At 73.2% G+C, this 23,093-nt stretch carries 22 protein-coding genes; 5 read left to right on the top strand and 17 right to left on the bottom strand.

Annotation, left to right across the window (positions count from 1 at the left end; all coding sequences use genetic code 11):
* Positions 1-208: 208 nt before the first annotated feature.
* The 6 genes from O7615_RS19895 to pepN all read right to left on the bottom strand — a co-directional run bounded on the left by O7615_RS19895 (position 209) and on the right by pepN (position 6,430).
* The gene (locus O7615_RS19895) at positions 209-970 is read right to left on the bottom strand and encodes an SDR family oxidoreductase (protein WP_278179229.1); all 762 of its coding nucleotides are present in this window, start codon (positions 968-970) and stop codon (positions 209-211) included.
* 157 nt (positions 971-1,127) lie between these two features.
* A complete protein-coding gene (locus O7615_RS19890) occupies positions 1,128-1,973 on the bottom strand; it encodes a DegV family protein (RefSeq protein ID WP_278179227.1) in 846 nt (281 codons plus the stop codon).
* 60 nt (positions 1,974-2,033) lie between these two features.
* The gene (locus O7615_RS19885) at positions 2,034-2,735 is read right to left on the bottom strand and encodes a histidine phosphatase family protein (RefSeq protein WP_278179226.1); all 702 of its coding nucleotides are present in this window, start codon (positions 2,733-2,735) and stop codon (positions 2,034-2,036) included.
* Complete coding sequence (gene rsfS / locus O7615_RS19880; RefSeq protein WP_278179225.1) at positions 2,732-3,136, bottom strand: ribosome silencing factor; 405 nt, start codon at positions 3,134-3,136, stop codon at positions 2,732-2,734. The genes O7615_RS19885 and rsfS overlap by 4 nt, the downstream gene beginning before the upstream one ends.
* A gap of 109 nt (positions 3,137-3,245) precedes the next feature.
* Positions 3,246-3,842, bottom strand: coding sequence for a nicotinate-nucleotide adenylyltransferase (nadD, locus tag O7615_RS19875; protein ID WP_278179224.1), 597 nt, complete (start codon positions 3,840-3,842; stop codon positions 3,246-3,248).
* Between the two features lie 74 nt (positions 3,843-3,916).
* Positions 3,917-6,430, bottom strand: coding sequence for an aminopeptidase N (gene pepN / locus O7615_RS19870; RefSeq protein WP_278179222.1), 2,514 nt, complete (start codon positions 6,428-6,430; stop codon positions 3,917-3,919).
* Positions 6,431-6,497: 67 nt separating this feature from the next.
* On the opposite strand from pepN, the gene O7615_RS19865 reads away from it, so the two are divergent.
* The 3 genes from O7615_RS19865 (at position 6,498) to O7615_RS19855 (ending at position 8,788) form a co-directional block, all read left to right on the top strand.
* Positions 6,498-6,716, top strand: coding sequence for a DUF397 domain-containing protein (locus O7615_RS19865; protein ID WP_093407559.1), 219 nt, complete (start codon positions 6,498-6,500; stop codon positions 6,714-6,716).
* A 193-nt stretch (positions 6,717-6,909) separates the two neighbouring features.
* Positions 6,910-8,154, top strand: a complete 1,245-nt coding sequence (locus tag O7615_RS19860) for a cytochrome P450 (RefSeq protein WP_278179221.1) — start codon at positions 6,910-6,912, stop codon at positions 8,152-8,154.
* A 160-nt stretch (positions 8,155-8,314) separates the two neighbouring features.
* Positions 8,315-8,788 carry a DUF4383 domain-containing protein gene (locus O7615_RS19855; protein WP_278179220.1) on the top strand — a complete coding sequence of 158 codons (474 nt, stop codon included), beginning with the start codon at positions 8,315-8,317 and terminating at the stop codon, positions 8,786-8,788.
* A gap of 75 nt (positions 8,789-8,863) precedes the next feature.
* Here the strand turns inward: O7615_RS19855 and O7615_RS19850 are convergent, their stop codons facing one another.
* The 10 genes from O7615_RS19850 to O7615_RS19805 form a co-directional block, all read right to left on the bottom strand.
* Positions 8,864-9,304: a GNAT family N-acetyltransferase gene (locus O7615_RS19850; RefSeq protein ID WP_278179219.1), complete on the bottom strand. Its 441-nt coding sequence runs from the start codon at positions 9,302-9,304 to the stop codon at positions 8,864-8,866.
* Positions 9,305-9,374: 70 nt separating this feature from the next.
* Complete coding sequence (gene obgE, locus O7615_RS19845) at positions 9,375-10,823, bottom strand: GTPase ObgE (RefSeq protein ID WP_278179218.1); 1,449 nt, start codon at positions 10,821-10,823, stop codon at positions 9,375-9,377.
* A 95-nt stretch (positions 10,824-10,918) separates the two neighbouring features.
* Positions 10,919-11,173, bottom strand: coding sequence for a 50S ribosomal protein L27 (rpmA, locus tag O7615_RS19840; protein ID WP_119578971.1), 255 nt, complete (start codon positions 11,171-11,173; stop codon positions 10,919-10,921).
* Between the two features lie 10 nt (positions 11,174-11,183).
* Entirely contained in the window at positions 11,184-11,498 is a 315-nt protein-coding gene (rplU, locus tag O7615_RS19835) for a 50S ribosomal protein L21 (protein ID WP_131304423.1), read from the bottom strand.
* A gap of 165 nt (positions 11,499-11,663) precedes the next feature.
* The gene (locus tag O7615_RS19830; protein ID WP_278179217.1) at positions 11,664-12,179 is read right to left on the bottom strand and encodes a hypothetical protein; all 516 of its coding nucleotides are present in this window, start codon (positions 12,177-12,179) and stop codon (positions 11,664-11,666) included.
* A gap of 202 nt (positions 12,180-12,381) precedes the next feature.
* The gene (locus O7615_RS19825; protein ID WP_278179216.1) at positions 12,382-15,402 is read right to left on the bottom strand and encodes an Rne/Rng family ribonuclease; all 3,021 of its coding nucleotides are present in this window, start codon (positions 15,400-15,402) and stop codon (positions 12,382-12,384) included.
* 131 nt (positions 15,403-15,533) lie between these two features.
* Positions 15,534-16,316 carry a TIGR03936 family radical SAM-associated protein gene (locus O7615_RS19820; RefSeq protein ID WP_278179214.1) on the bottom strand — a complete coding sequence of 261 codons (783 nt, stop codon included), beginning with the start codon at positions 16,314-16,316 and terminating at the stop codon, positions 15,534-15,536.
* Between the two features lie 36 nt (positions 16,317-16,352).
* Complete coding sequence (locus tag O7615_RS19815; protein WP_278179213.1) at positions 16,353-18,338, bottom strand: TIGR03960 family B12-binding radical SAM protein; 1,986 nt, start codon at positions 18,336-18,338, stop codon at positions 16,353-16,355.
* A gap of 45 nt (positions 18,339-18,383) precedes the next feature.
* Positions 18,384-19,679, bottom strand: a complete 1,296-nt coding sequence (locus tag O7615_RS19810) for an FAD-binding oxidoreductase (protein ID WP_278179212.1) — start codon at positions 19,677-19,679, stop codon at positions 18,384-18,386.
* Positions 19,676-20,575, bottom strand: a complete 900-nt coding sequence (locus O7615_RS19805) for an LLM class flavin-dependent oxidoreductase (protein WP_278179211.1) — start codon at positions 20,573-20,575, stop codon at positions 19,676-19,678. The genes O7615_RS19810 and O7615_RS19805 overlap by 4 nt, the downstream gene beginning before the upstream one ends.
* 65 nt (positions 20,576-20,640) lie before the next feature.
* On the opposite strand from O7615_RS19805, the gene O7615_RS19800 reads away from it, so the two are divergent.
* Positions 20,641-21,000 carry a helix-turn-helix domain-containing protein gene (locus tag O7615_RS19800; RefSeq protein WP_278179210.1) on the top strand — a complete coding sequence of 120 codons (360 nt, stop codon included), beginning with the start codon at positions 20,641-20,643 and terminating at the stop codon, positions 20,998-21,000.
* A gap of 151 nt (positions 21,001-21,151) precedes the next feature.
* Entirely contained in the window at positions 21,152-22,249 is a 1,098-nt protein-coding gene (locus O7615_RS19795) for a hypothetical protein (protein ID WP_278179209.1), read from the top strand.
* A gap of 56 nt (positions 22,250-22,305) precedes the next feature.
* Here the strand turns inward: O7615_RS19795 and O7615_RS19790 are convergent, their stop codons facing one another.
* Complete coding sequence (locus tag O7615_RS19790) at positions 22,306-23,004, bottom strand: lysophospholipid acyltransferase family protein (protein ID WP_278179208.1); 699 nt, start codon at positions 23,002-23,004, stop codon at positions 22,306-22,308.
* Positions 23,005-23,093: the final 89 nt, after the last annotated feature.

The raw sequence follows: 23,093 nt of genomic DNA, 5'->3' as shown, positions 1-23,093 counted from the left end.
ATATCCATGGACGTTCACCGGATCGGCTGGTGACCGGCCGGCCCGTGGGATGCCCCGACCGGTGCGACAGCACCGCGGCCACCGTTTGCGGCATCCCGGGCCATCAAGACAGCGGGGAAGGCCCCACATGCCGCAACCCGCGCCAGCGAGCCGCGAGTTAGCGGGCCAGCGGCCCGCGCACCCCGCGCACCAGCGAGTCGCGGCGGCCCTATTCCGGGTCCAGGCCGAGGGCGGCGCGCCCACCGTCGACCGGCAGGGTGACCCCGTTGACGAAGCCGGCAGCCGGCGAGAGGAGGTACGCCACCGCCTCCGCCACGTCCTGCGGCCGACCGATCCGGCCCACCGGGTGCAGCCGGATCAGTTCCGCCTCGATCCGGCGCGCCTGGTCCGGCTCCGCAGCGGCCAGGAACGCCTCGTGCCGCTCGGTGGTCACCGACCCGAGGGCGACCGCGTTGGCCCGGATGCCGTGCGGACCGTACTCGACGGCCAGTGCCCGGGTCAGCCCCTCGACGGCGGCCTTGGCCGTGGCGTACGGCAGGCAGCCCGGCACCGGCCGACTGGCCTGGTGGGACGAGATGTTCACGATGGCACCGGGGGTTCCGGCGGCGAGGAAGCGGCGTACGGCGGTGGCGGCACCGACCACGGCAGGGCGCAGGTTGCGGCTGATCAGGTCGACGACCTCGCCGACCGGGGCATCGTGCACGGAGGCGTCCCGGAACACGGCGGCATTGTTGACCCAGCCGGTGAGCGGCGCGACCCGTTCCGCCAGGTCGGCGGCGCGGCCGGCGACGGCCTCGTCGGCGGCGTCACCGACCACCGCCGTCAGCCGGTCGGCCTCGGCGTGCCGCTCCACCCAGGACAGCGCGGCCGGATCGCGCTCGATCACCACCACCGTCTCACCGCCGGCGAGCAGCCGTTGCACGATTCCCCGCCCGACCCCGCGCCCGCCACCGGTCACCACACAGGACACCTGCCACCTCCCCAGCCAGCCCGGCCCGCGCCTCCGATCCTCGCCCACCACCGCCATCCCCGCCGGGCGCCACCACTCGCGCAGCCTCGATCGTCTGCGGATGAGTGACACGTGGCGCGGCGTGTCGAGTCACTACGGCGCAAACGATCAGGCTCCGTCAGCGGCGGTGGATCACCACGCAGGCAAGGCCGGGGCCGACATGGGCGGCGACGGCGGCGCCGGCCTCGGAGACGTACGCGTCGTGCAGGCGGTCGCCGAGCCGGGCGGCCAACTCGCCGAGCAGGTCGTCGGCCCGCTGAGGTACGGCGAGGTGGTGCACGGCCAGGTCCACCGGCGCGTCGCCGGCCGCGGAGACCGCGAGGTCGACCAGGCGCGCCACGCCCCGGCTGGCGGTACGCACCTTGTCCCGCAGCACGATGCCGCCGTCCGACATGTGCAGGATCGGCTTGACCGACAGGGCGGTGCCGAGCAGCGCCTCCGCCGCGTTGATCCGCCCACCCCGACGGAGGAACTCCAGCGTGTCGACGTAGAAGTAGATGCTGGTGCGACCGACGGCGTCGACCGCCGCGGCGCGTACGCCGGCCAGGTCGGCGCCCCGCTCGGCGGCCCGGGCCGCGGCGATCGCCGGGAAGCCGAGGCCCATGCCGCAGGAGCGGCTGTCCACCACGCTGACCCGCGCGCCGAACTGCGCGGCGGCGAGTTCGGCGGCCTGCACGGTGCCGGAGAGCCCGGCCGACAGGTGCACGGAGACGACGCCCTCCGCCCCGGCGTCCAGCAGCTCCTGGTACGTGCGGGCGAACTGCTCCGGCGACGGGCGGGACGTGCTCACCGAGACCCGCCGCGCCCGCAGTGCCCGGGTGGCGTCCGCCGGGAAGATCTCGACCCCCTCCAGCCCTTCGACCCCGGCCAGCACCACGGTCAGCGGTACCACGGTCAGCCGGTGCGCCCGCACCAGTTCGGGTGGCAGGTAGGCGCTGGAGTCGGTCACGACCGCGACTGGCATGCCCGGCACGGTAGCGGATCAGGCTGGACGGCCGCGTCGGCAGACCGGACGGCCGCGCCGTCAGACCGGCTCGGCGGAGACCGACGCGACGGCGGCGGCCACTCCGGCAGGTGCGGCAGCCGCTCCGGCGGCGGCAGGTGCGGCGGCGTCGGCCGGGACGGCGATCGGGCCCACGTTGTGGGCGCGCAGGTGCCACCCGCGCCCGGTGTCGTGGCGCAGCTCCGTCCAGTGGCAGTTGTGCAGCGAACCGATGGTGCGCAGCACGGCATGCTCCCAGCCGAGCAGGCGACCGCAGCCCTGGCGGGCCGCACCGCCGTGGGTGGCGATCACGACCGTGCCGCCGGCCACCTCGTCGGCGGCCTCCTGCAACGCGGCGCCCATGCGCTTGCCCACCTCGTCCAGCGGTTCGACGCCCGCGCCGGGCTCGGGATCCCCGGCCCGCCAGCGGGCGTACTCCTCGGGGAACCGCTCGGCCGCCTGGGTGAGCAGCAGCCCCTGCCAGCTGCCGAAGTGGCGTTCCCGCAGCCGGCGGTCGGAGCGTACCGGCAGGCCGGTCAGCGCGGCCAGCGCGGCGGCGGTCTCCGCCGCGCGGCTCAGGTCGCTGGCGACGAGGGCGTCCGGACGCAGCGCGGCCAGCAGCGGCGCGGCGGTCCGCGCCTGCTCCCGGCCGAGATCGTTCAGTGGTACGTCCGTCTGACCCTGCACCCTGCTGGCGGCATTCCAGTCGGTGTTGCCGTGCCGCCAGATGATCAGCCTGGTCACTCGCCCGATCCGGCGGCGGCCTCGACGCGGGCGAGGTCCCGGTCGACGAACGGGATGGTGGGGCAGTCCTTCCAGAGCCGGTCGAGGGCGTAGAACTCGCGTTCCTCGGTGTGCTGGACGTGCACGACGATGTCGACGTAGTCGAGCAGCACCCAGCGGCCCCCGCGCTCGCCCTCACGCCGCACCGGCTTCGCCTTCTCCGGCAGGTCGAGCAGGGCCTCTTCGATGGCGTCGACGATGGCCAGCACCTGGCGCTCGTTCGGGGCCGCGGCGAGCAGGAACGCGTCGGTGATGGCGAGCTGGTCACCCACGTCGATGATGACGATGTCCTGAGCCTTCTTGTCGGCCGCGGCCTGGGCGGCGACGATCGCCAGCTCGTGAGCGCGTTCGGAAACTGTCACCGTTCTCCTTCGATCAATCGTGCGGTGCCTCCAGCCTCTCACACGCCCCGGAATCCCGACCTGTCAGTTTCAGCGCGAAACAGGGATGAAAGCCTCACAGCGGGTCACATCACTCCTGGTAGAGCCCTCTCTTCCCGATGTACTGCACCACACCGTCGGGCACCAGATACCAGATCGGCTCGCCCCGGGCGACCCGGGCCCGGCAGTCGGTGGACGAGATCGCCATGGCCGGCACCTGCACCAGGCTGACCGTGTCGGCGGGCAGGTGGGCATCGGTCAACTCGAAACCCGGCCGGGTGACCCCGATGAAGTGGGCCAGCCCGAAGATCTCGTCGAGATCCTTCCAGCTCAGGATCCGTTCCAGGGCGTCCGCGCCGGTGATGAAGAACAACTGGGCCTTCGGCCCGTACCGCCCATGCAGGTCACGCAGCGTGTCGACGGTGTAGGTGGGGCCGCCACGGTCGATGTCGACCCGGCTGACCTGGAACCGCGGGTTGGAGGCGGTGGCGATCACCGTCATGAGGTAGCGGTCCTCGGCGGAGCTGACCGGCACGTCCGCCTTCTGCCACGGCTGCCCCGTCGGCACGAAGATCACTTCGTCGAGCCCGAACCGGTCCGCCACCTCGCTCGCCGCCACGAGGTGCCCCTGATGGATCGGATCGAACGTGCCGCCCATGATGCCGATCCGCCGGATGTCTTCCTCCACCACATGATCCTAGTCCCGGCCCGCCGGGCACCGGGTCGGACCGCCACCCTCCGCACCGGTGCGACCACCGGCCCTCAGGCGGTCGTGGCGGCCACCGCCGTCCGGGCCACCAGGGCCCGCCGCAGGTCGTCGTCGGCGTCGGTGACCACCCGGCGCAGCCCCGGCGTGAGGTCGTCGCGGGCCAGCAGCGCCGCGGCCGCCTCCCGGGTCGGCTGGGACACGGCGTGGCGGGGAAAGGCCAGCTTGGCGACGTCGTCCGCCACCCAGGGCGTACGCAGCCGCGCGGCGGCCGGCATGTCGGCGAAGTAACGCGCCACGTAGTCGACGGTCAGCTCCGCCTGCTCGGGCTGCCAGAAGCCCTCCGCCGTCGCCTCGACCAGCCGGTTGGACAGCTCCGTGTTCGACACGATGAGCTCCCACGCGGCCCGTTTGGCGACCGGATCGGCCACCGCGGCCCGGCACCGGGCGGCCCGTTGCGCGCCGGCGGCGCTCGGGTCGGCCGCTGCCTCGGCCGCGATCTCGGCCTCCCCCGCCGCACCCAGCACCACCAACCGGCCGAGGACCGTCCAGCGCAGCTCGGTGTCGACGGCCAGCCCGGCGGGCACGTCGCGGTCGGCGAGCCAGCCGGTGAGCAGCTCGACGTCGGTGGTCGTGGCGATCAGGCCGCGCGCCGCGGCCAACTGCAACGACTCCCCCGGTGCGGCGCCGTCGAGCAGTCGCCGGCAGGACAGGGCGATCCGGGCCAGGGCGGCCTGCCGCGCCAGCGGGTCGAGGTAGCGGTCGACCAGCGAGCGGGTCAGGGCCAGCACGTCCTCGACGATGATCACCTCCGTCTCGGCGGGTAGCGCCGAGACGATCAGGTCGACCACGCCGGTGACCGGTCGCTCGCCGTCGGTCGCCGCGTCCAGCGCCTCACCCCAGAGCAGGGCACGGGCCAGCGGGTCCGCCAGCCGGGGCAGCAGCAGCGGCACGGCGTCGGCCGAGGCGGTGTCGAGGCGGATCTTGGCAAAGGTCAGGTCGCCGTCGTTCGGCAGCAGGACCGCGGCGGCCGGTTCGCCGACCAGCCCGGCGAGCGGCGTACGACCGCCGTCGGTCTTCGGGTCGAGGTCGACCTCGATCCGGTCGGCGGTGCCGTCCACGGCGTACCGGCCCACGCCGATGCGGTGCGGACGCAGCACCGGGTGCGTCGGCGACGCGGTCTGCGCGATCGCCACGTCGGCGTAGCGGCCGTCGGCGTCCACGGCGACCTCGGCCCGCAGCGTGTTGACCTGCGCGGTACGCAGCCAGGACGCCGCCCAGTCGCTCAGTTCCCGCCCGCTGCCGGCGCCCAGGCCGTCCAGGAGGTCGGCGAGGGTGGCGTTGCCGAAGCGGTGCCGGGCGAAGTGGTCGTTGAGACCGGCCAGGAACGCCTCGTCGCCGAGCCATGCCACCAGCTGCCGCAGCACGCTGGCGCCCTTGGCGTACGAGATGCCGTCGAAGTTGAGCAGCGCCTCGGCGGCGTCGGCCACCCGCTCGGGCGCCACCGGATGGGTGGAGGGGCGCTGGTCGGCCGCGTACCCCCACGCCTTGCGACGCAGCGCGAAGGTCGTCCAGGCCCGGTCGAACCGGGTCGCCTCGGCGGTGACCCGGGTGCCGAGGTACTCCGCGAACGACTCGTTCAGCCACAGGTCGTCCCACCAGCGCATGGTGACCAGGTCACCGAACCACATGTGCGCCATCTCGTGGGCGATGGTGGTGGCCCGATGCTCGCGCTGGCTGTCGGTGACCGCCGAACGGAAGACATAGTCGTCGCGGAGGGTGACCAGGCCCGGATTCTCCATCGCACCGGCGTTGAACTCGGGGACGAACGCCTGGTCGTACTTGCCGAACGGGTAGCGCTCGTCGAAGAGCTGGTGGAACCGGTCGAGGCACTGCTTCGTGATGGTGAAGATCTCCGCCGCGTCGGCGTCCAGGTGCGCGGCGAGCGAGCGCCGGCAGTACACGCCGAGCGGGATCCCGTCGTGGCTGTCCCGGCGTACGTGCCAGGGGCCGGCGATCAGCGTGAAGAAGTACGTCGCGATCGGCAGCGTGGGCGCGAACTCCCACCGCCCCGGGCCGGGGTTGGTGGCCAGCTCGGCGTTGGCCGCCACCGTCCAGTGCTCCGGTGCGGTGACCGAGAGGGTGACCGGCGCCTTCAGGTCCGGCTGGTCGAAGGCGGCGAAGACGCGCTGCACGTCGTCCAGGAAGGACATGACGTACAGGTAGGTCTCCCCGTCGGCGGGATCGACGAAGCGGTGCATCCCCGCGCCGGTGTTGGTGTACGCCATCTCGGCGTCGACGGTCAGCGTGTTCTCCTCGGCCAGCCCGGTCAGCGGCAGCCGGTTGTCGTCCAAGGCGGCGGGGTCGAGGTCGCTGTCGTTGAGGCGTACGGCCAGCAGTTTCGCCGGCTTGACCTCGACGAAGGTCTCGGTGCCGGTGGCCCGGAACCGGATCGTGACGTGCGACCGGAACCGCTCACCGCCCCCGGTCAGGTCGAGCTGCACCCGATAGGACTCGACGATGATCGACGCGCCACGCGCGGTCGCCTCTGCACGGCTCAGGCTCGGCATCCGCTTATCCTGCCCGATGAGGGAGCAACCGGCTTTCCCGAATCCCCTGGTACTGGAGGACTGGACCATGACAGCGCACCCCAAGGGTGACTTCGACCTCTCCCGGGCGGTCTGGCAACGGGCCGAGGGCGACACCTCGGAGGCGGCGGTGGAGGTCGCCTTCGTCGACGACCTCATCGGCATGCGCAACTCCGCCGAGCCGGACGGCCCGGTGCTGGTGTTCACCCAGGCCGAGTGGGACGCCTTCGTCGCGGGGGCCCAGGACGGGGAGTTCGACCTGGACTGACGACCGGGCGGCGCCGGGCCGAGGTCGCGAGTTGCGGCATGTCGGGCTGTCACCCCGACGGGAGAGCTCCACCTGCCGCAACTCCCGACCCGACCGTCCAGACGGGTTCCAGTGGCCCTGACCTGGGTAGAAGCAACCGGTAACGGACCAGCAGCCGGCCGGCGACGGCCGCGCCCGGTGGTAGGGGGCCCCGATGGCGACCATCCCGAGGGACCGCAGCCCGGACAGCACGCTGGCCTTCCTGCGGGCCGGCTACCGGTTCATCGGCAAGCGCTGCGACCGGTACGGCAGCGACATCTTCCAGGCCCGCCTGCTGCTGGAGTCGACGATCTGCGTGCGGGGCCGGCCTGCGGCCGAGCTCTTCTACGACACCGACCGGTTCGTCCGGGAGGGCGCCCTGCCCGCCCGTGGCCAGCGGACGCTGACCGGCCGGGGCGGCGTGCAGGGCCTCGACGGCGACGCCCACCGCGACCGCAAGGCGATGTTCATGTCGCTGATGACCCCGGCGGCGATCGGTCACCTCGGGCGCCTCTTCGCCGACGAGTGGCAGTCCCGGATCCCCGCCTGGGAGTTGGCCGGGCCGGTGACCCTGCACACCGAGGCCGCCTCGATGCTGACCCGTGCGGTCTGCGCCTGGGCCGGGGTGCCGCTGACCGACGGCGAAGTGGACCGGCGCACCGCCGACCTGCAAGCCATGATCGACAGCGCGGCGGCGATCGGACCCCGGCACTGGCGGGGCCGGCTGGGTCGGCTGCGCGGCGAGTCCTGGGCCGAGGATCTGATCCAGCGGGTACGCGGTGGCTCGCTGCCCGCGCCCGAGGGCAGCGCCCTGCGGGTGATCGCCGAGCACCGCGACGGCCAGGGGCGAGCGCTGCCCCGCCGGGTCGCCGCGGTCGAACTGCTCAACGTGCTCCGCCCGACCGTCGCGGTGGCCCGGTTCGTGGTCTTCGCCGCGCTGGCCCTGCACGATCACCCCGCCTGGCGGCAGCGGGTACGCGACGACGACACCACCGAACAGTTCGTGCAGGAGGTACGCCGCTGCTACCCGTTCTTCCCGGTGGCCGCGGCCCGGGTCCGGCGCTCCTTCGACTGGCGGGGCTACCACTTCCCGCAGGGCCGCCGGGTGCTGCTGGATCTCTACGGCACCGACCACCACCCGGAGTGGTGGCCGGAACCGGAGCAGTTCCGGCCCGAGCGCTTCGCCGGTTGGCGGGGTGATCCGTTCACATTGATCCCACAGGGCGGCGGTGGTCACCTCACCGGGCACCGCTGTGCCGGCGAGTGGATCACCATCGAGCTGATGAAGCGGGCGGTGAACCTGCTGACCGACGCCATGCGCTACGACGTACCGCCGCAGGACCTCTCGGTCGATCTGAGCCGGATGCCGGCGCTACCGCCCAGCGGCTTCGTGGTCACCGCCGTGCGCCGCGCCGCCTGAGCAACCCGGCGCCGGGGGCCGCGCCCCGGGACGTGACCGATTCGTCGTTTGTCTGCGGAAATGCCAGTGCAGGTCAAGAATGATGGATCGGCGGGCCGCGCGGTGCGTCGCGGATCGTCGCCCGCCCCGGGCAGCCAGCGCATCCACGGAGGTGACAACGATGGCGCGTCAGGCACGCGGCCGGACCGGACGCGCCCGGGTGCAGCTCGCCGCCATGATCATCGCGGGAATCCTCCTCCTGCTCGGGCTGCTCGGGTTCGTTCCCGGCATCACCACCGGCTACGGCGAGATGACCTTCGCCGGGCACCGCTCCGGCGCGGAGCTGTTCGGGCTCTTCCAGGTGTCCATCCTGCGCAACCTGGTGTTCGTCGTCAGCGGCCTGATCGGGCTGGCGCTGGCGCGCCGGCTGACCGGCGCGCGGGTCTTCCTGGCCGTCGGCGGCGCGCTCTACCTCCTGCTGTGGATCTACGGACTGGCGACGGAGGACAAGAGCGGCGCCAACTGGTTGCCGGTGAACGGCCCCAGCGACTGGCTGCACCTGGCCCTCGGCTTCGGCATGCTGGCCCTCGGCCTGCTGTTGTCCAATGCCGCCGGCACGGACGGCCGGCTGGACGACCCGATCGACCGCCCCTGAACCGCCCCTGCGTCCGGCCGCACTGTCCGGGAGCCAGGCCGCACTGTCCGGGCACCGGGCCGCACTGTCCGGGAGTCAGGCCGCGACGAGCAGCCGCTTGGCCAGCCGGACCCGGTCGCCGCCGCCCACCGCACCCGGGCACGCCGGGACCGGTTCGTATCCGCAGGAACGGTAGAGCGAGACCGCGGCGGGTGCGACCGCCCCGGTGTCGACCGCTCCGAGTTCGACGCAGAGCACCGAGTGCCCGTGGCGGAAGGCCAGTTCCTCCAGCGCGGCCAGCAGCTGGCGGGCGATCCCCCGACGCCGGAAGGCCGGGCGGACATACGGGCCCGACAGCTCGCCGACGCCGTCGCCCACCTCCCGCAGCCCGCCGCAGGCCACCGCCCGGCCGCCGACGACCGCCGCCAGGTAGCGCCCGCCGTCCCAGGATGTGGCGGGTTCCCCGAGTTCGCGCTGCTGCGCCATGACCAGCGCGGCGACCTCCGGATCCGCCAGGGGGCGACACTCGATCAACATCACGCCACGCTAGGACGACGACATTTCGCGGAGGTTTCCGGCAGTCGTCCCCATATCGGAGCGCATCGAGCTATTCGGCGTCATCCCCGTCCGGCACCGGCTCCGCCTCGTCCTCCGGCCGCCGCCGGCGGGCCTTGCGCGCCGCCAGCCGCTCGGCCGCGCTGGCCCGGGTCGACTTCTCCTCAAGGCGGGTGTCGCGGCCCCGGGCACCCGGGACGAACTCCGCCCCCGCGTAGAGCGTGGGCTGCCAGTCGAACTCCCGCTCGCCGATGCGGACCAGGTCCCCGGGCTGGGCGCCCGTCTTGGCCAGCTGTTCCTCCACACCGAGGCGGGCCAGCCGGTCGGCGAGGTAGCCGACCGCCTCGTCGTTGTCGAAGTTCGTCTGGCTCACCCACCGCTGCGGGCGGGTACCCCGCACGGTGTACGAGCCGTCCTCCTCGGCCTCGACGGTGAAGCCGGCGTCGTCGACCGCCTTCGGCCGGATCACGATCCGCGTGGGTTCGGCCGGTGGCGCCGCCGACCGCCCCTGCTCCACCAGCTCGGCCATCGCGTACGTGAGTTCCTTGAGCCCTTCGCGGGTGGCCGCCGACACCTCGAAGACCCGCAGGCCGCGCGCCTCCAGATCGGGCCGGACGATCTCGGCGAGGTCCCGACCGTCGGGCACGTCGACCTTGTTCAGCGCGACCAGCCGGGGCCGATCGGCCAGACCGCCGTACGCGGCCAGCTCCGCCTCGATGGTGTCGATGTCGGCGACCGGATCCCGACCGGGCTCCAGGGTGGCGGTGTCGATCACGTGCACCAGCACGGCACAGCGCTCCACGTGGCGGAGGAACTCCAGCCCCAGCCCGCGACCGGTGGCCGCCCCCGGGATCAGCCCCGGCACGTCGGCCACCGTGAAGGTGTGGTTGTCGACCCGGACCACGCCGAGGTTCGGCACCAGCGTGGTGAACGGGTAGTCGGCGATCTTCGGCTTGGCCGCGGAGATCACCGAGATCAGCGACGACTTGCCCGCCGACGGGAAGCCCACCAGGCCGACGTCGGCGACGCTCTTCAGCTCCAGCACCACGTCCAGCTGCTCGCCCGGCTCGCCCAGTTCGGCGAAGCCGGGCGCCTTGCGACGGGCGTTGGCCAGCGAGGCGTTCCCCCGGCCACCGCGCCCGCCCCGAGCCACCTCGAACGTCGTGCCCGCGCCGACCATGTCGGCCAGCACGGTGCCGTCGGCGGTCTGTACGACCGTCCCGTCGGGCACCTTGAGAACCAGATCCGCGCCGTTGGCGCCGTCCCGGTTCGACCCCGCGCCGCCGCGCCCGTTCTGCGCCTTGACGTGCGGCCGGAAGTGGAAGTCGAGCAGCGTGGTCACCTGCGGATCGACCACCAGGGACACGCTGCCGCCGTGTCCACCGTTGCCGCCGTCGGGCCCGCCGAACGGCTTGAACTTCTCCCGGTGGATCGAGACACAACCGTGCCCACCATCGCCGGCCTGCAGGTGCAGGACGACCCGGTCAACGAACGTCGCCACGGGCGTCAATCCTTCCAGCGAGGTCGAGCCCTCGCGCGAAAAAGGCGAAGCGGGCCGGGACACGAGGTCCGCGGGCCCGCTTCGCCGGAAGAGAACTACTGCTGCGGCACGATGCTGACGGTCTTGCGACCGCGCCTGGTGCCGAACTGGACCGCACCGGCGGCCAACGCGAAGAGCGTGTCGTCGCCACCGCGGCCGACCAGGTCACCGGGGTGGAACTTGGTGCCACGCTGCCGGACGATGATCTCGCCAGCACTGACGACCTGACCACCAAAGCGCTTCACGCCGAGCCGCTGGGCCGCGGAGTCACGGCCGTTACGCGAGCTGGACGCACCCTTTTTGTGAGCCACTTCAGACGACCTACTTCCCGCTGGAGATGCCGGTCACCTTGACCTGGGTCAACGGCTGGCGGTGACCCTGGCGCTTGTGGTAGCCGGTCTTGTTCTTGAACTTGTGGATCCGGATCTTCGGGCCCTTGGTGTGCGCGGCGATCTCGCCGGACACCTCGACCTGTGCGAGCTTCGCCGCGTCGGTCACCAGGTCGTCACCGTCGACGAGGAGCACCGCGGCGAGCTTCACCGCGTCGCCGGGGGCACCGGCGAGCTTCTCGACCTCGATCACGTCGCCCTCGGCGACCTTGTACTGCTTGCCGCCGGTCTTGACGATCGCGTACATCGGAGGCGGACTCCCTGTCGTTGAGGCTGCTGACGGTCGTCCCCACGGCGGCTCGCCGGGTAGCAGTGGCACGGCGGCGCGGGCACGCGGGAACTCGGCACACCAAAGTGCGCCGCAGGCTAGCGTACGCCATGGCCGGGCCGGGACCCAAACCGGGCCGGCCGGTCAGCGGGCGCAGAGCTGGTCGAGGCGCTGCTGGAGACGGTCGAGCGAGGTTTCCTCAAGGGCCTCGATGTCGGTGCCGAGCCGGCCGATCTCGGCCGCCAGGTCGGTCAGCAGCGTCTTGAGCTGCGGATCGTCGGCTCTGCCCGCCTGCTTGCGCAGCGCCGTGCCCCAGCCGGCCAGCGCCGCCTCGGCCCGCTTGCCGGCGGCCCTGGCGCCGGCCGTATCGCCCGCACCGGCCGCCGAGACCATCGCGGTGAGCTGCTCCACGTACTTCCGGCCCGAATCGCTGCTGGCCTGCTGCGCGGCGGCGCAGACCGCCGGGCCGTTGCCGCCCGCCGCGCCCGGAGCCGGCGTCGCCACCGGGGCGCCGGGGGTGGCTGTCGCCGGGGCGAGGGTGGCCTCGAAGCGGGTCGAGGTCGTCACGGCCGGCTCCCCGGCCTCCCGCCGCTCGGCGGAACAGCCACCGCCGGCGAACAGCGCGACGGTGACCACGGTGACGGCGAGCAGACGGCGCATCGTTGCCTCCCCTGGCGACCGGCGCCGGCCCACCGCGCCCCGTGGGGTCAGGCGCTGGCCGTCGCCGCTGTCGACCATACGCGAGGACCCCTCCCGGCGGGCACCGCCGCGAAGGGTCCTCCGAGCCACCCGGAGCCGCCGACCCGATGGCGTCGCCCAGGCCCACCGCCGGAGCCGACAGCTCACCGCCCGAGCCGACCGGTCAGGGCCGAGTGCGCCGGCGTGCGCCACCACGACGGGAGCGACGCCGGCCGGTGCCGCTCTCGGCACCGTCCTCCTCGTCGACCTCACCGAGCGCGTCCGGGTCGTCCGGAGCGGCCAGCCGGGCGGATTCGCCCTGCTGGCTGTCGGCGACGTCGGCGGCGGCCGGGGTGTCCGTCTCGTAGCGGGACAGGTCGTAGCCCATCGTGTCGTGGTAGTCGGCGTCGACGGTGCTCGTGGTGTCGGTCTCGGTGACCTCGACCACCGTCCGCTCGGCGGCGGCACCCTTGCGGGCCCGACGCCGGGACGAGCCGCTCGTCTGCTCGGTCGCCGGGGCGCCCGCCGAGGCGACCGCCTTGACCTTGTCGCCACCACCGGAGCGCGGCTTCTCCGGCACCGGCTCGGTGTGGATGATCAGCCCCCGGCCCTTGCAGCAGTCGCAGGTCTCGCTGAACGCCTCCAGCAGCCCGGCGCCGATCCGCTTACGGGTCATCTGCACCAGGCCCAGCGACGTGATCTCGGTGACCTGGTGCTTGGTGCGGTCCCGCCCCAGGCACTCGGTCAGCCGGCGCAGCACCAGTTCCCGGTTCGACTCCAGCACCATGTCGATGAAGTCGATCACCACGATGCCACCGATGTCCCGCAGGCGCAGCTGCCGGACGATCTCCTCGGCCGCCTCCAGGTTGTTGCGGGTGACCGTCTCCTCCAGGTTGCCCCCGGCGCCGGTGTACTTGCCGGTGTTGACGTCGACCACGGTCATCGCCTCGGTCCGGTCGATCACCAGGTGACCGCCGGAGGGCAGGAAGACCTTGCGGTCGAGCCCCTTGAGGATCTGCTCGTCGATCCGGTACTCGGCGAAGACGTCCTTGGTGCCGACGTGCCGGCGCAGCCGCGCGACCAGGTCCGGCGACACGTGCGACAGGTACGACTCGACCACGTCGTACGCCTCGTCGCCCTCCATCACCAGCTCGCGGAAGTCCTCGTTGAACAGGTCGCGGACCACGCGGATCACCAGATCGGGCTCCTGGTAGAGGAGCACCGGTGCGCCGCCCTCGGCGGCCTTGGCCTGGATGTCCTCCCACTGCGCCTGGAGCCGCTTGACGTCCCGGGCCAGCTCGTCCTCGCTGGCCCCCTCGGCGGCGGTCCGGACGATCACACCGGCGCCCTCCGGAACGAGCTTCTTCAGCACGTCGCGCAGCCGCTTACGCTCGGTGTCCGGCAGCTTCCGGCTGATGCCGGAGGCGTTGCCGCCGGGCACGTACACGAGGTGTCGGCCGGAGAGCGCGATGTGACTCGTCAACCGGGCGCCCTTGTGCCCGATCGGGTCCTTGGTGACCTGCACCAGCACCGAGTCGCCGGACCTGAGCGCCTGCTCGATCGAGCGGGCCCGCCCCTCCAGGCCGGTGGTGTCCCAGTTGACCTCGCCGGCGTACAGGACCGCGTTGCGGCCCCGGCCGATGTCGACGAACGCCGCCTCCATGCTGGGCAGCACGTTCTGCACCTTGCCCAGGTAGACGTTACCGGCCATGGTGCTGGCGGAGTTGCGGGTGACGTAGTGCTCGACCAGGACGCCGTCCTCCAGCACGGCGATCTGGGTGCGGTCACCGCGCTGGCGTACCGCCATCACCCGGTCGACCGCCTCCCGGCGAGCCAGGAACTCGGACTCGCTGAGGATCGGCGGCCGGGTCCGGCGCTGCTCGCGGCCGTCCCGGCGGCGCTGCCGCTTGGCCTCCAGCCGCGTCGAGCCGGAGACGCCCTGCACCTCGTCGACGGTCCGGCGCGGCTCCCTGATCTTCACCACGGTCGGTACGCCGTCGTCGGCGGCGCCGTCGGTGTCGCCGGCGCCCCGGCGCCTGCGCCGCCGGCGGCGGCGGGTCATCCCGTCGGCGCCCTCGGCGTCGTCGCCCTCCTCCGCCTCGGCCTCGTCCGCCTCCGCCTGGACGGCCTCCTCGGCCTCACCGTCGGCCTCGTCCTCGATGTCGTCGGCCTCGTCGGTGCCGCCCTTGCCGCGACCGCGGCCGCGGCGACCCCGCCGGCGGCGCCGCCGGCCGGCGGCGGTCTCCTCGTCGTCCTCCTCCTCGGCGGCCTCCTCGGCCTCCGCGGCGGGCTCCTCCTCGACCTCGACCTCGACCGCCGCCACGGGCTCGGCCTCCCGCCGCCCACGGCGGCGACGCCGGGTCGGCTCGGCCGGCTCCTCGGCGGTCTCCTCCTCGGCGGCCTGCGCGGCGGCCGCAGCGGCGCGGGCGGCGGTGACCTCCTCGGGGGCCATGAACAGCACCGTCGGCGCGCTGAGTGCGGCCTTGCGGCGGCGGGACCGGGTCTCGGGTTCGGGCGCGACGTTCTCCGGTTCGGCACCATCCGCCGGCTCGACGGCACCCTCGGTCGGCAGGGCGGCGGAGCCGAAGTCGGTGCCGGCCGACGGCGCTACGGCCGCCGCCTCCCGGCCCGCAGGCTCCTCCGCGACCGCCGGCTCGGCCGGGGCCTCCGCGGATGCCTCGGCCACCGCGGGCGCCGCCTTCTTGCGGCGGGTACGGGTCGCCTTGACCGGCGGTACGACGTCACCCTCGGCGTCCTGCGCCTCGGCCAGCGGCTCCTCGGCGACCTTCGGCGCGGTGGTGGCCTTGCGGCGCCGCCGAGTGGTCTTGGCCGGGGGGTCGAGGTCGCCGGTGACCGGGGCGAACACCTCCGCCTGGGGTGCCTCGCCGCTGCCCACCGCACCGGTACCGGTCCCGTCGACCGGTGCCCCGGTCTGCTCCGGCTGGCTGACCGGGGCGGCCCGGCGGCGGGTCGCCCGGCGCCGGGGCGCCGGCTCGGCAGCCGTCGCACCGTCCAGGTCGGCGGCACCGCTCACGGTGCCGGCGCCCTCCTCCGGTACGTCGGCGACCGGCTCGACGCCGGCGGCGTCCTGCGGCGTGCCGGCCGCGATCGCCTCGCTGACCGCGTCGGCGGTGCTGTTCTCGGCGGCCTCGCCGGGCGGGTTCGCGCCCGTCCGTTCGCCGCCCTCGGGCTCGTTCTCGAGCATGGACGTTCTCCAGTTCTGGCTTCCCCGGGCGCGGGTGAGCGCTGCCACGCAGGGTTGCCGCAAAGGTGTTTCCCCGGGGCGCACGGGGTGCGCGACCGGCGAAGTCTGCCTGCCTGGACGCCGACCGTCGGTCAGCGCCCGCCGATGGTTGCCCCGTCGCGGTCCGCGTCCAGCGGATCCACGATCGCACCCTGCGCGGTCAGCGTGCCCTGAGCCAGCCGGATCACCTTCGGGGCCACCGGCGGCTCCAGGCCGGCCACCACGCGGAGGCCGGAAAGGACGTCATCGGGCCGTACGGAGGGGGTGACCTGCCGTACGACCAGTTCGAGTATCGCACACGGTACGGCCGGGGCCCCGGAAGGCGTCGCCGATGGGGCGACGATATCGATACTGATCACTGCGGCACGCGCGTCGAAGGTCCGCCGTCCCTGCTTGGTCATCCGCTCCACCAGCACCTCCTCGGTGGCGGTGAAGACGGTCACCGCCTTCGCCAGCACGTCGGGATCCACCTGCGGCAGCTCGATCCGCCACCGGGACGCCTCGATCCGGTCGGCCAGGCCGGCGCCGCCGGCCACCACGGCGTCGAGCACGTCGAGGCCGGGTGAGAGCGCCGCGTCCAGGGCCGCGCGCAGTTGCTCCGGATCGACCGGCTCGCGCAGGGCGACCTCCAGGTACTCCGCCTCGCTCGCCACACCGGTCGGCGCGGCGCTGGCGTACGAGATCTTCGGGTGCGGGGTGAACCCCTGGGAGAACGCCACCGGCACGCCGGCCCGGCGCAGCGCCCGTTCGAAGGCCCGGGCGAAGTCCCGGTGCGAGGTGAACCGCAGCGGGCCACGCTTGGCGTACCGGATCCGGACGCGCTGGACCACCGGCGCCTGACCGCCTTCGGGCTGTGGTTTCCTACTGATGGTCATGCTCCTCGGTGTCAGGTCCCACCGGCGGCGCCTGGGTCACTGCTGGGCGCCGGTGGGCAGCTTCAGACCGTTGACCGGGGTCAACGGGAGCAGCTTCCGGCCGGTCGGGCCGATCTGGATCTCGGTGTCCATGGTCGGGCAGACACCGCAGTCGAAGCAGGGCGTCCACCGGCAGTCGTCCTGCTCGTACTCGGAGTGCGCGTCCTGCCAGTCCTGCCAGAGCCAGTCCTTGTCCAGGCCCGAGTCCAGGTGGTCCCAGGGCAGGACCTCCAGCTCGTCGCGCTCCCGGGTGGTGTACCAGTCGAGGTCCACCCCGAAATCGGGCAGCACCTCGGCGGCGGCGTCCACCCAGCGCTGGTACGAGAAGTGCTCGCTCCAGCCGTCGAACCGGCCGCCGTTCTCCCAGACCCGGCGGATCACCGCGCCGACCCGTCGGTCGCCCCGGGACAGCAGGCCCTCGATCAGCGACGGCTCGCCGTCGTGGTAGCGGTAGCCGATCGCCCGACCCAGCGAGCGGTCGGCGTTGATCGCCTGCTTGAGCAGCCGGAGCCGGTGGTCGATGACCTCCGGTCGCTCCATCTTCGCCCACTGGAACGGGGTGTGCGGCTTCGGCACGAAGCCGCCGATCGAGACGGTGCAGCGGATGTCCTTGGAGCCGGTGGCGGCACGGCCGGCCCGGATGACCTCGTGCGCCATGTCGGCGATCTCCAGGACGTCGGCGTCCGTCTCGGTGGGCAGGCCGCACATGAAGTAGAGCTTCACCTGCCGCCAGCCGTTGGTGTACGCGGTGACCACGGTGCGGATCAGGTCTTCCTTCGACACCATCTTGTTGATCACCTTGCGGATCCGCTCCGACCCGCCCTCCGGGGCGAAGGTCAGGCCGGTCCGCCGGCCGTTGCGGGACAACTCCTGGGCCAGCTCGATGTTGAACGCGTCCACCCGGGTCGACGGCAGCGAGAGCGAGACGTTCGTGCCCTGGTACTGCTCGGCCAGGCCGGAACACATGTCGCCGATCTCGGAGTGGTCGGCCGACGACAGCGACAGCAGCCCCACCTCGTGGAAGCCGGAGAACTCCAGCCCCTGCTGGACCATCTGCCCCACCGTGGTGATGGAACGTTCGCGTACCGGCCTGGTGATCATGCCCGCCTGGCAGAACCGGCAGCCCCGGGTGCAGCCCCGGAAGATCTCCACGGCGTACCGCTCGTGCACCGTCTCGGCCAGCGGGACGAGGGGCTTCTTCGGGTACGGCCAGGCGTCCAGATCCATGGTCGTGCGCTTGTGCACCCGGAAGGGCACGTCCGCCCGGTTCGGCACGACCCGCTGGATCCGGCCGTCGGGCAGGTAGTCCACGTCGTAGAAGCGCGGCACGTAGACGCTCTCGGTACGCGCCAGCCGCAGCAGCAACTCGTCCCGGCCGCCCGGGCGGCCCTCGGCCTTCCACTCCCGGACGATCGCGGTGATCTCCAGCACCGCCTCCTCGCCGTCGCCGAGCACGGCGGCGTCGACGAAGTCGGCGATGGGCTCGGGGTTGAACGCGGCGTGCCCACCCGCCACGATCACCGGATCCTCCTCGGTGCGGTCGACCGCGAGCAGCGGGACGCCCGCCAGGTCGATCGCGGTGAGCAGGTTGGTGTAGCCCAGCTCGGTGGCGAACGACACGCCGAAGAGGTCGAAGTCGCGGACCGAGCGGTGGGCGTCGACGGTGAACTGCGGCACGCCGTGGGCGCGCATCAGCCCCTCCAGGTCCGGCCAGACCGCGTACGTCCGCTCGGCGAGGGTGTCCGGCAGCTCGTTGAGCACCTCGTAGAGGATCTGCACGCCCTGGTTGGGCAGGCCGACCTCGTACGCGTCCGGATACATCAGCGCCCACCGGACGGTCGCCGCGTCCCACTCCTTGACCACCGCGCCCAGCTCACCACCGACGTACTGGATGGGCTTGGTCACCTGGGGCAGCAACGGCTCCAGCCGGGGCCACACGGAGTTGGCCGCGATCGTGCGCGGTGTGGTGGACGGGACGCTCATGATGCCCAAGGGTACGCGCCCGCCCACCGGCCGCCGCGTCATACCTCAGGCCCGGAAGATGCCGTCCGGGTCGTAGCGGCGCCAGGCGCGCGCCACCCGCCGGCCGGTCTCGCCGGGATAGACGCGGGCGAGCACGGCCGGCCCGGTCCGGCCCTCGAAGTTGACGTACGCCCCCTCGACCCGCCTGGCCAACCCGCTCCACGCGGCGTCCAGCGCCGCCGGACCCTGCGGCGGAAACACCGAGGCGACCACCAGGGTGTCCTGGTGTCGGTGCGGGTACGCGGTCTCCTCCGGCGGGACGTCGTTGACCGCGCCGCCGACCGAGCGGAGCTGGATGAGCGCCCGGCCCGCGGCCCGCATCACCGCCCGGGCCTGCCCGTCGTCCATGCCGGTGAGCAGGCCGTTGGTGGTCAGGCTCGGCTGCTGCCCGAGGTTGGGGTGCAGGTGGGCCGTGGGCACCAGCGCCGGGTACGGCACCAGGTCGATCCGGTCGTCGAGCAGCCTGCCGATCTCCCGCAGCGGGGCCACCAGCGGCCGCACCCGACGCAGGCTCTCGGCCGCCACCACCGCCGTGATCGACATGACCGTCACCGGCCCGTAGGGCATCAGCGTCACCGCGGTCGACAGCTCGCGGGGCGCCCCGCGCAGCACCTCCGCCCACTGCCGCACGGTGCTGCCGTCCGGCCGTGCCTCCACCGCGATCTGCGCCACGCCGACCTGACGCAGCTCGGTCGCCTCGATCTCGAAGGCCACCACGATGCCGACCCCTGCGCCAGCCCCGCGTACCGCCCAGAACAGCTCCGGCTCCCGGGTCGCGTCCGCGCGTACGACCGTCCCGTCGGCCAGCACCACCTCGACCGCGCGGACGTGGTCGATCGTCAGGCCGTACGAGCGCACCAGCCAGCCCACGCCACCGCCGGTGGCCAGCCCGCCGACCCCCACGTTGCCGTGGTCGCCGGAGCTGATCGCCAGGCCGTACGGCGACAGGGTCTGCGCCACTTCGGCCCAGCGGGCGCCCGCTTCCACCCGGACCAACCGCGAGGCGCGGTCGAGCACCTCGATCCGGTTCAGTCCCGACAGGTCGATCACCACACCGTCGTCGACCGAGGAGGTGCCGGCGAGGCCGTGACCGCCGCTGCGTACGGCGATCGGTCTGCCCTGCTCCCGGGCGTACCGCAGGGCGGCCACCACCCCGGCGGTGTCCTGCGGCAGCAGCACGGCCGCCGGGGTGGCCCGCCGGGTGTAGGTGGACCGCAGCGCCGCATACCGGCGGTCACCGGGTGTCACGATCCGACCGGTCAGCGATTCGGGCACGCGCGCCAACTCGCTGCGCTCGCTCATCGCCGCCCCCGCACCGCGCGCACCCGCTCGCGTACGGCCGGGACGACCTCGTTGGCGAAGAGTTCGACCTGCGCCGCGGCGGAGGAGACCGGCCAGAAGACGAAGGTGTCGAAGCCGAGCTCGACGGCCCACTCGGTGAGCGTGTTGACCCAGAGGTTCACGTCGCCGACCAGCCCGGTGCCGCCCCGGTACGGACCGACGGCACCGATGACGTTGTAGATCCGGCGCACCCGTGCTGGGTCACGGCCGGCCGCCCGGGCCGCCTCGTCGATGATCGCCTGCCGAGAGGGCACCTCGACCGGCGGCACGTAGATGTTCAGTGGTGAGATCCACCCGTCTGCGTGCCGGCCGACGACGCCGAGCATCCGGCGCTTCTGCGCGCCCACCCAGAGCGGCACCGGTGCCGGCGACAGCGGCCCCGCCGCGTAGCCCTCGATCGCGTGCTGATCGCTGACGTGGCGGACCGGCTCACCGGCCAGTGCCCGCCGCATCACCATCAGCGACTCCTCGGTGTACGCGACCATCTGTGGGCCGGTGCGGCGGGTGCCACCCATGGCGGCGATCGCGTCCGTGCTGGCGCCGCCGCCGACGCCCAGGACCACCCGGCCCCGGGTCATCACGCTCAGCGAGGCGGCCGCCTTGGCCAGCATGGTCGGCGGGCGAAGTTGCAGGTCGGCCACGTCGGTGAGGAAGGAGATCCGGTCCGTCTCGGCGGCCAGGTGACTGATCATCGTCCAGGTGTCGAGATATCCGGGCTGGTAGGGATGGTCCTGCACGGCGAGCAGGTGGTATCCGCCGTCGACCGCGGTTCGGGCGACGTGCCTGGTCGCGGCCAGGTTCTCGGCGGACGGATCCAGGCTGACGCCGAAGGTGATCGGGTGTCCGTGATCGTTCATGACGTCAACGATCAGCGGTTCCCGACGACTGGGCAAACGGCAGGTTAGTCGCTAATCTTAGATAAGTGAGCGACATCGAGACGGGCCTCCAGGCGTACCGCCAGATCCCCGAGGCGGCCTGCCGCGGCTTCCAGGACGCCCTGGAACTGGTCGGCCGCCGCTGGACCGGTGCCATCCTGCTGGCCGCCGTGCGCGGCGCCCGCCGGTTCGGCGAATACCGCCTTGCCGTGGCCGGCATCTCCGACCGCCTGCTCGCCGCCCGGCTCAAGGAACTGGAGGCCGACGGGCTCATCGCGCGTTCGGTGATCCCGAGCACCCCGGTGCAGATCCGGTACACCCCGACCGAGCAGGGGCGGCAGCTCATGGCCGCCCTGCAACCACTGATCGCCTGGAGCCACCACCGCAGCACCAGCCGCCTCGCCTGACGCCGGCCGTGCGCGCCACGTGATCCGCCCACCCAGCGGTCCGAGCGCCCGCCGGCCACCGCCGCCCCGGGCCAGCGGGCGGCGGGCGACCGATTCGGCTTGAGTGGCACACCGGTACTAACCTCGGACCGGCCGAGAGGAGATTGCCGCGATGGCGGAGCCGCAGCCGGGAGCAGACCGGCCGGTCGACGGGAGCCGTCCGGAACCACACCGCGACGGCGAGCCGGCGGTCACCCACGAACTGCCCGCCGACCCGCCCGGGGCGGCCGACGCCGCACCGGAGGCGGACGCGCCGCGCTGGAGCGGCTCGGCTCCGGTGCCATCGGCACCGCCGCGCCGCCGAGGCTGGGGCGAGTCGGCCGAGCCCACTCCACCGCCGGTGCCCCCGGCCGCCCAGCCGGAGGAGCAGACCCCGGTCGACCCGTGGGCCGGTGTCGACACCAGCGGGTGGGAGTTGCCGTCGACCGGCTTCCCCGCCCTGCCGCCGACGCTGACCTACCCGGCCCCGCCGCCGACCCAGCCATACGCAGGGCCGGCAGCGCCGGTTCCCCCACCGCCGCCGCACCCGGCCGCCCCGCCGTTCCCGGTCTCCCCGCCGGCGCAGCAGCAGCCACCGGGGCCACCACCGACCCCGGCCCGGCCGGTGGCGCCACCGCCGGGCTGGCAGGCACCGGCCGGGTACGTCCCGGTCACCGCCCGCCGACGTCGCCGCTGGCCCTGGGTGCTGCTGTTCGTCCTGGCCTGCTGCTGCGGCTGCCCCGCCTACTACGGCATGCCGATGGCCAGCCAGTACCCGGCGAACGCCGCGCTGCCGGCGCAGGTGGCCGACCTGCGGCTGCGCGAGGACCCGCGCAGCGCGCGGGACGCGCGGCAACTGGAGACGCAGATGCGCCAGGCGCACCTGCTCGCCGACGACACCTTCGCCGGCATCTACCACACCAGCAACGGCAAGCGGGTGACCGTCTTCGGCGGCACCGGTTTCCGGTTCTCGCCGTCCTCCGACGCCGACGCCGAGATCGCGCGGCTCGCCAAGCAGTACGCCCTCGGCGAGGTCCAGGTGATGGAGACCGGCGTCCGGGGCCGGCACGGTCGTTGCGCCGTGGGCCGCACCGACGGTGTCGGCGCCGTGGTGTGCACCTCGGTCGACCACGGCAGCATCACCACCGGCGTCTTCACCGGGCTCTCGGTGGATGACAGCGCCCGGTTGCTCGGCACCCTCCGGGAGCAGATCGTCACCACGGACGGTTGATGATCGCGCCCGCGCGGGTACTGCCCCGCGCGGGCGGTACCCGCGCGGGTTCCCGTTCAGCCGGCGTCGGGCTCGCCGGCGACGGGCGGGTGGGCGCGCGGCGGGGCGTAGCGGGGGACGTACTCCTGGCCGGTGAGCTTCTGGATCTCGCCCATCATCTCGTCGGTCAGCTGCCGCAGCGAGAGGCGGTCGTCCGGGCGGCCGGTGAAGTCGAGCGGCTTGCCGAACCTGATGGTGATCTTTCCGGTGAAGGGGCGCGGCACCCGGGCGCCGATCGGCTGCACCTTCTCGGTGCCGATCATGCCGACCGGGATGACCGGCACGCCGGCCGCGATGGCGAGCCGGACCGCACCGGTGCGCCCCCGGTAGAGCCGCCCGTCCGGCGAGCGCGTGCCCTCCGGGTAGACGACCACCAGGTCACCCGCCTTGAGGGCGGGGATGGCGGCGTCGAACGCGGCCAGCGCGGCCCGGCCGCCGGCCCGCTCCACCGGGATCGCGCCGAGTCCGGAGAGCACGAACCGGGAGAACCGCCCCTTGAGGGTGGTGCCCGTGAAGTACTCGGACTTCGCCCAGAACGCCAGGTGTCGGGGCACCACCGTGCCGAGGAACAGCTCGTCGGCCACCGACAGATGGTTGCCGGCGAAGATCGCGCCACCGCGCTGCGGGATGTGCTCCAGCCCCTCCACCGTGGGACGGAACGCCAGCCGCATCGCGGGCCCTACGGTGAGCTTGCCGATGGTGTAGAGCAGCGGCACTGGTCCTCCGGCGGATCGAGTGAGGTAAGAGGCGGTGTCACCGTAGCGGACCGCCCCACCACAGCATGCGTGAGGTGGGGCGGATCCGC

The sequence above is a fragment of the Micromonospora sp. WMMD1082 genome (assembly GCF_029626175.1).
In the GTDB taxonomy this organism is placed as follows: domain Bacteria; phylum Actinomycetota; class Actinomycetes; order Mycobacteriales; family Micromonosporaceae; genus Micromonospora.
This window is presented reverse-complemented; position numbering and strand designations above follow the sequence as displayed.

Coding starts and splice junctions, on each gene's coding strand:
- rplU (WP_131304423.1), bottom strand. CDS start 11,498: ATGTACGCGATCGTCAAGACCGGCGGCAAGCAGTACAAGGTCGCCGAG.
- O7615_RS19825 (WP_278179216.1), bottom strand. CDS start 15,402: ATGCTCGAGAACGAGCCCGAGGGCGGCGAACGGACGGGCGCGAACCCG.
- O7615_RS19830 (WP_278179217.1), bottom strand. CDS start 12,179: ATGCGCCGTCTGCTCGCCGTCACCGTGGTCACCGTCGCGCTGTTCGCC.
- pepN (WP_278179222.1), bottom strand. CDS start 6,430: ATGCCGAGCCTGAGCCGTGCAGAGGCGACCGCGCGTGGCGCGTCGATC.
- O7615_RS19820 (WP_278179214.1), bottom strand. CDS start 16,316: ATGACCATCAGTAGGAAACCACAGCCCGAAGGCGGTCAGGCGCCGGTG.
- O7615_RS19805 (WP_278179211.1), bottom strand. CDS start 20,575: ATGAACGATCACGGACACCCGATCACCTTCGGCGTCAGCCTGGATCCG.
- O7615_RS19795 (WP_278179209.1), top strand. CDS start 21,152: ATGGCGGAGCCGCAGCCGGGAGCAGACCGGCCGGTCGACGGGAGCCGT.
- O7615_RS19850 (WP_278179219.1), bottom strand. CDS start 9,304: ATGTTGATCGAGTGTCGCCCCCTGGCGGATCCGGAGGTCGCCGCGCTG.
- O7615_RS19815 (WP_278179213.1), bottom strand. CDS start 18,338: ATGAGCGTCCCGTCCACCACACCGCGCACGATCGCGGCCAACTCCGTG.
- O7615_RS19855 (WP_278179220.1), top strand. CDS start 8,315: ATGGCGCGTCAGGCACGCGGCCGGACCGGACGCGCCCGGGTGCAGCTC.
- O7615_RS19810 (WP_278179212.1), bottom strand. CDS start 19,679: ATGAGCGAGCGCAGCGAGTTGGCGCGCGTGCCCGAATCGCTGACCGGT.
- O7615_RS19860 (WP_278179221.1), top strand. CDS start 6,910: ATGGCGACCATCCCGAGGGACCGCAGCCCGGACAGCACGCTGGCCTTC.
- O7615_RS19865 (WP_093407559.1), top strand. CDS start 6,498: ATGACAGCGCACCCCAAGGGTGACTTCGACCTCTCCCGGGCGGTCTGG.
- O7615_RS19890 (WP_278179227.1), bottom strand. CDS start 1,973: ATGCCAGTCGCGGTCGTGACCGACTCCAGCGCCTACCTGCCACCCGAA.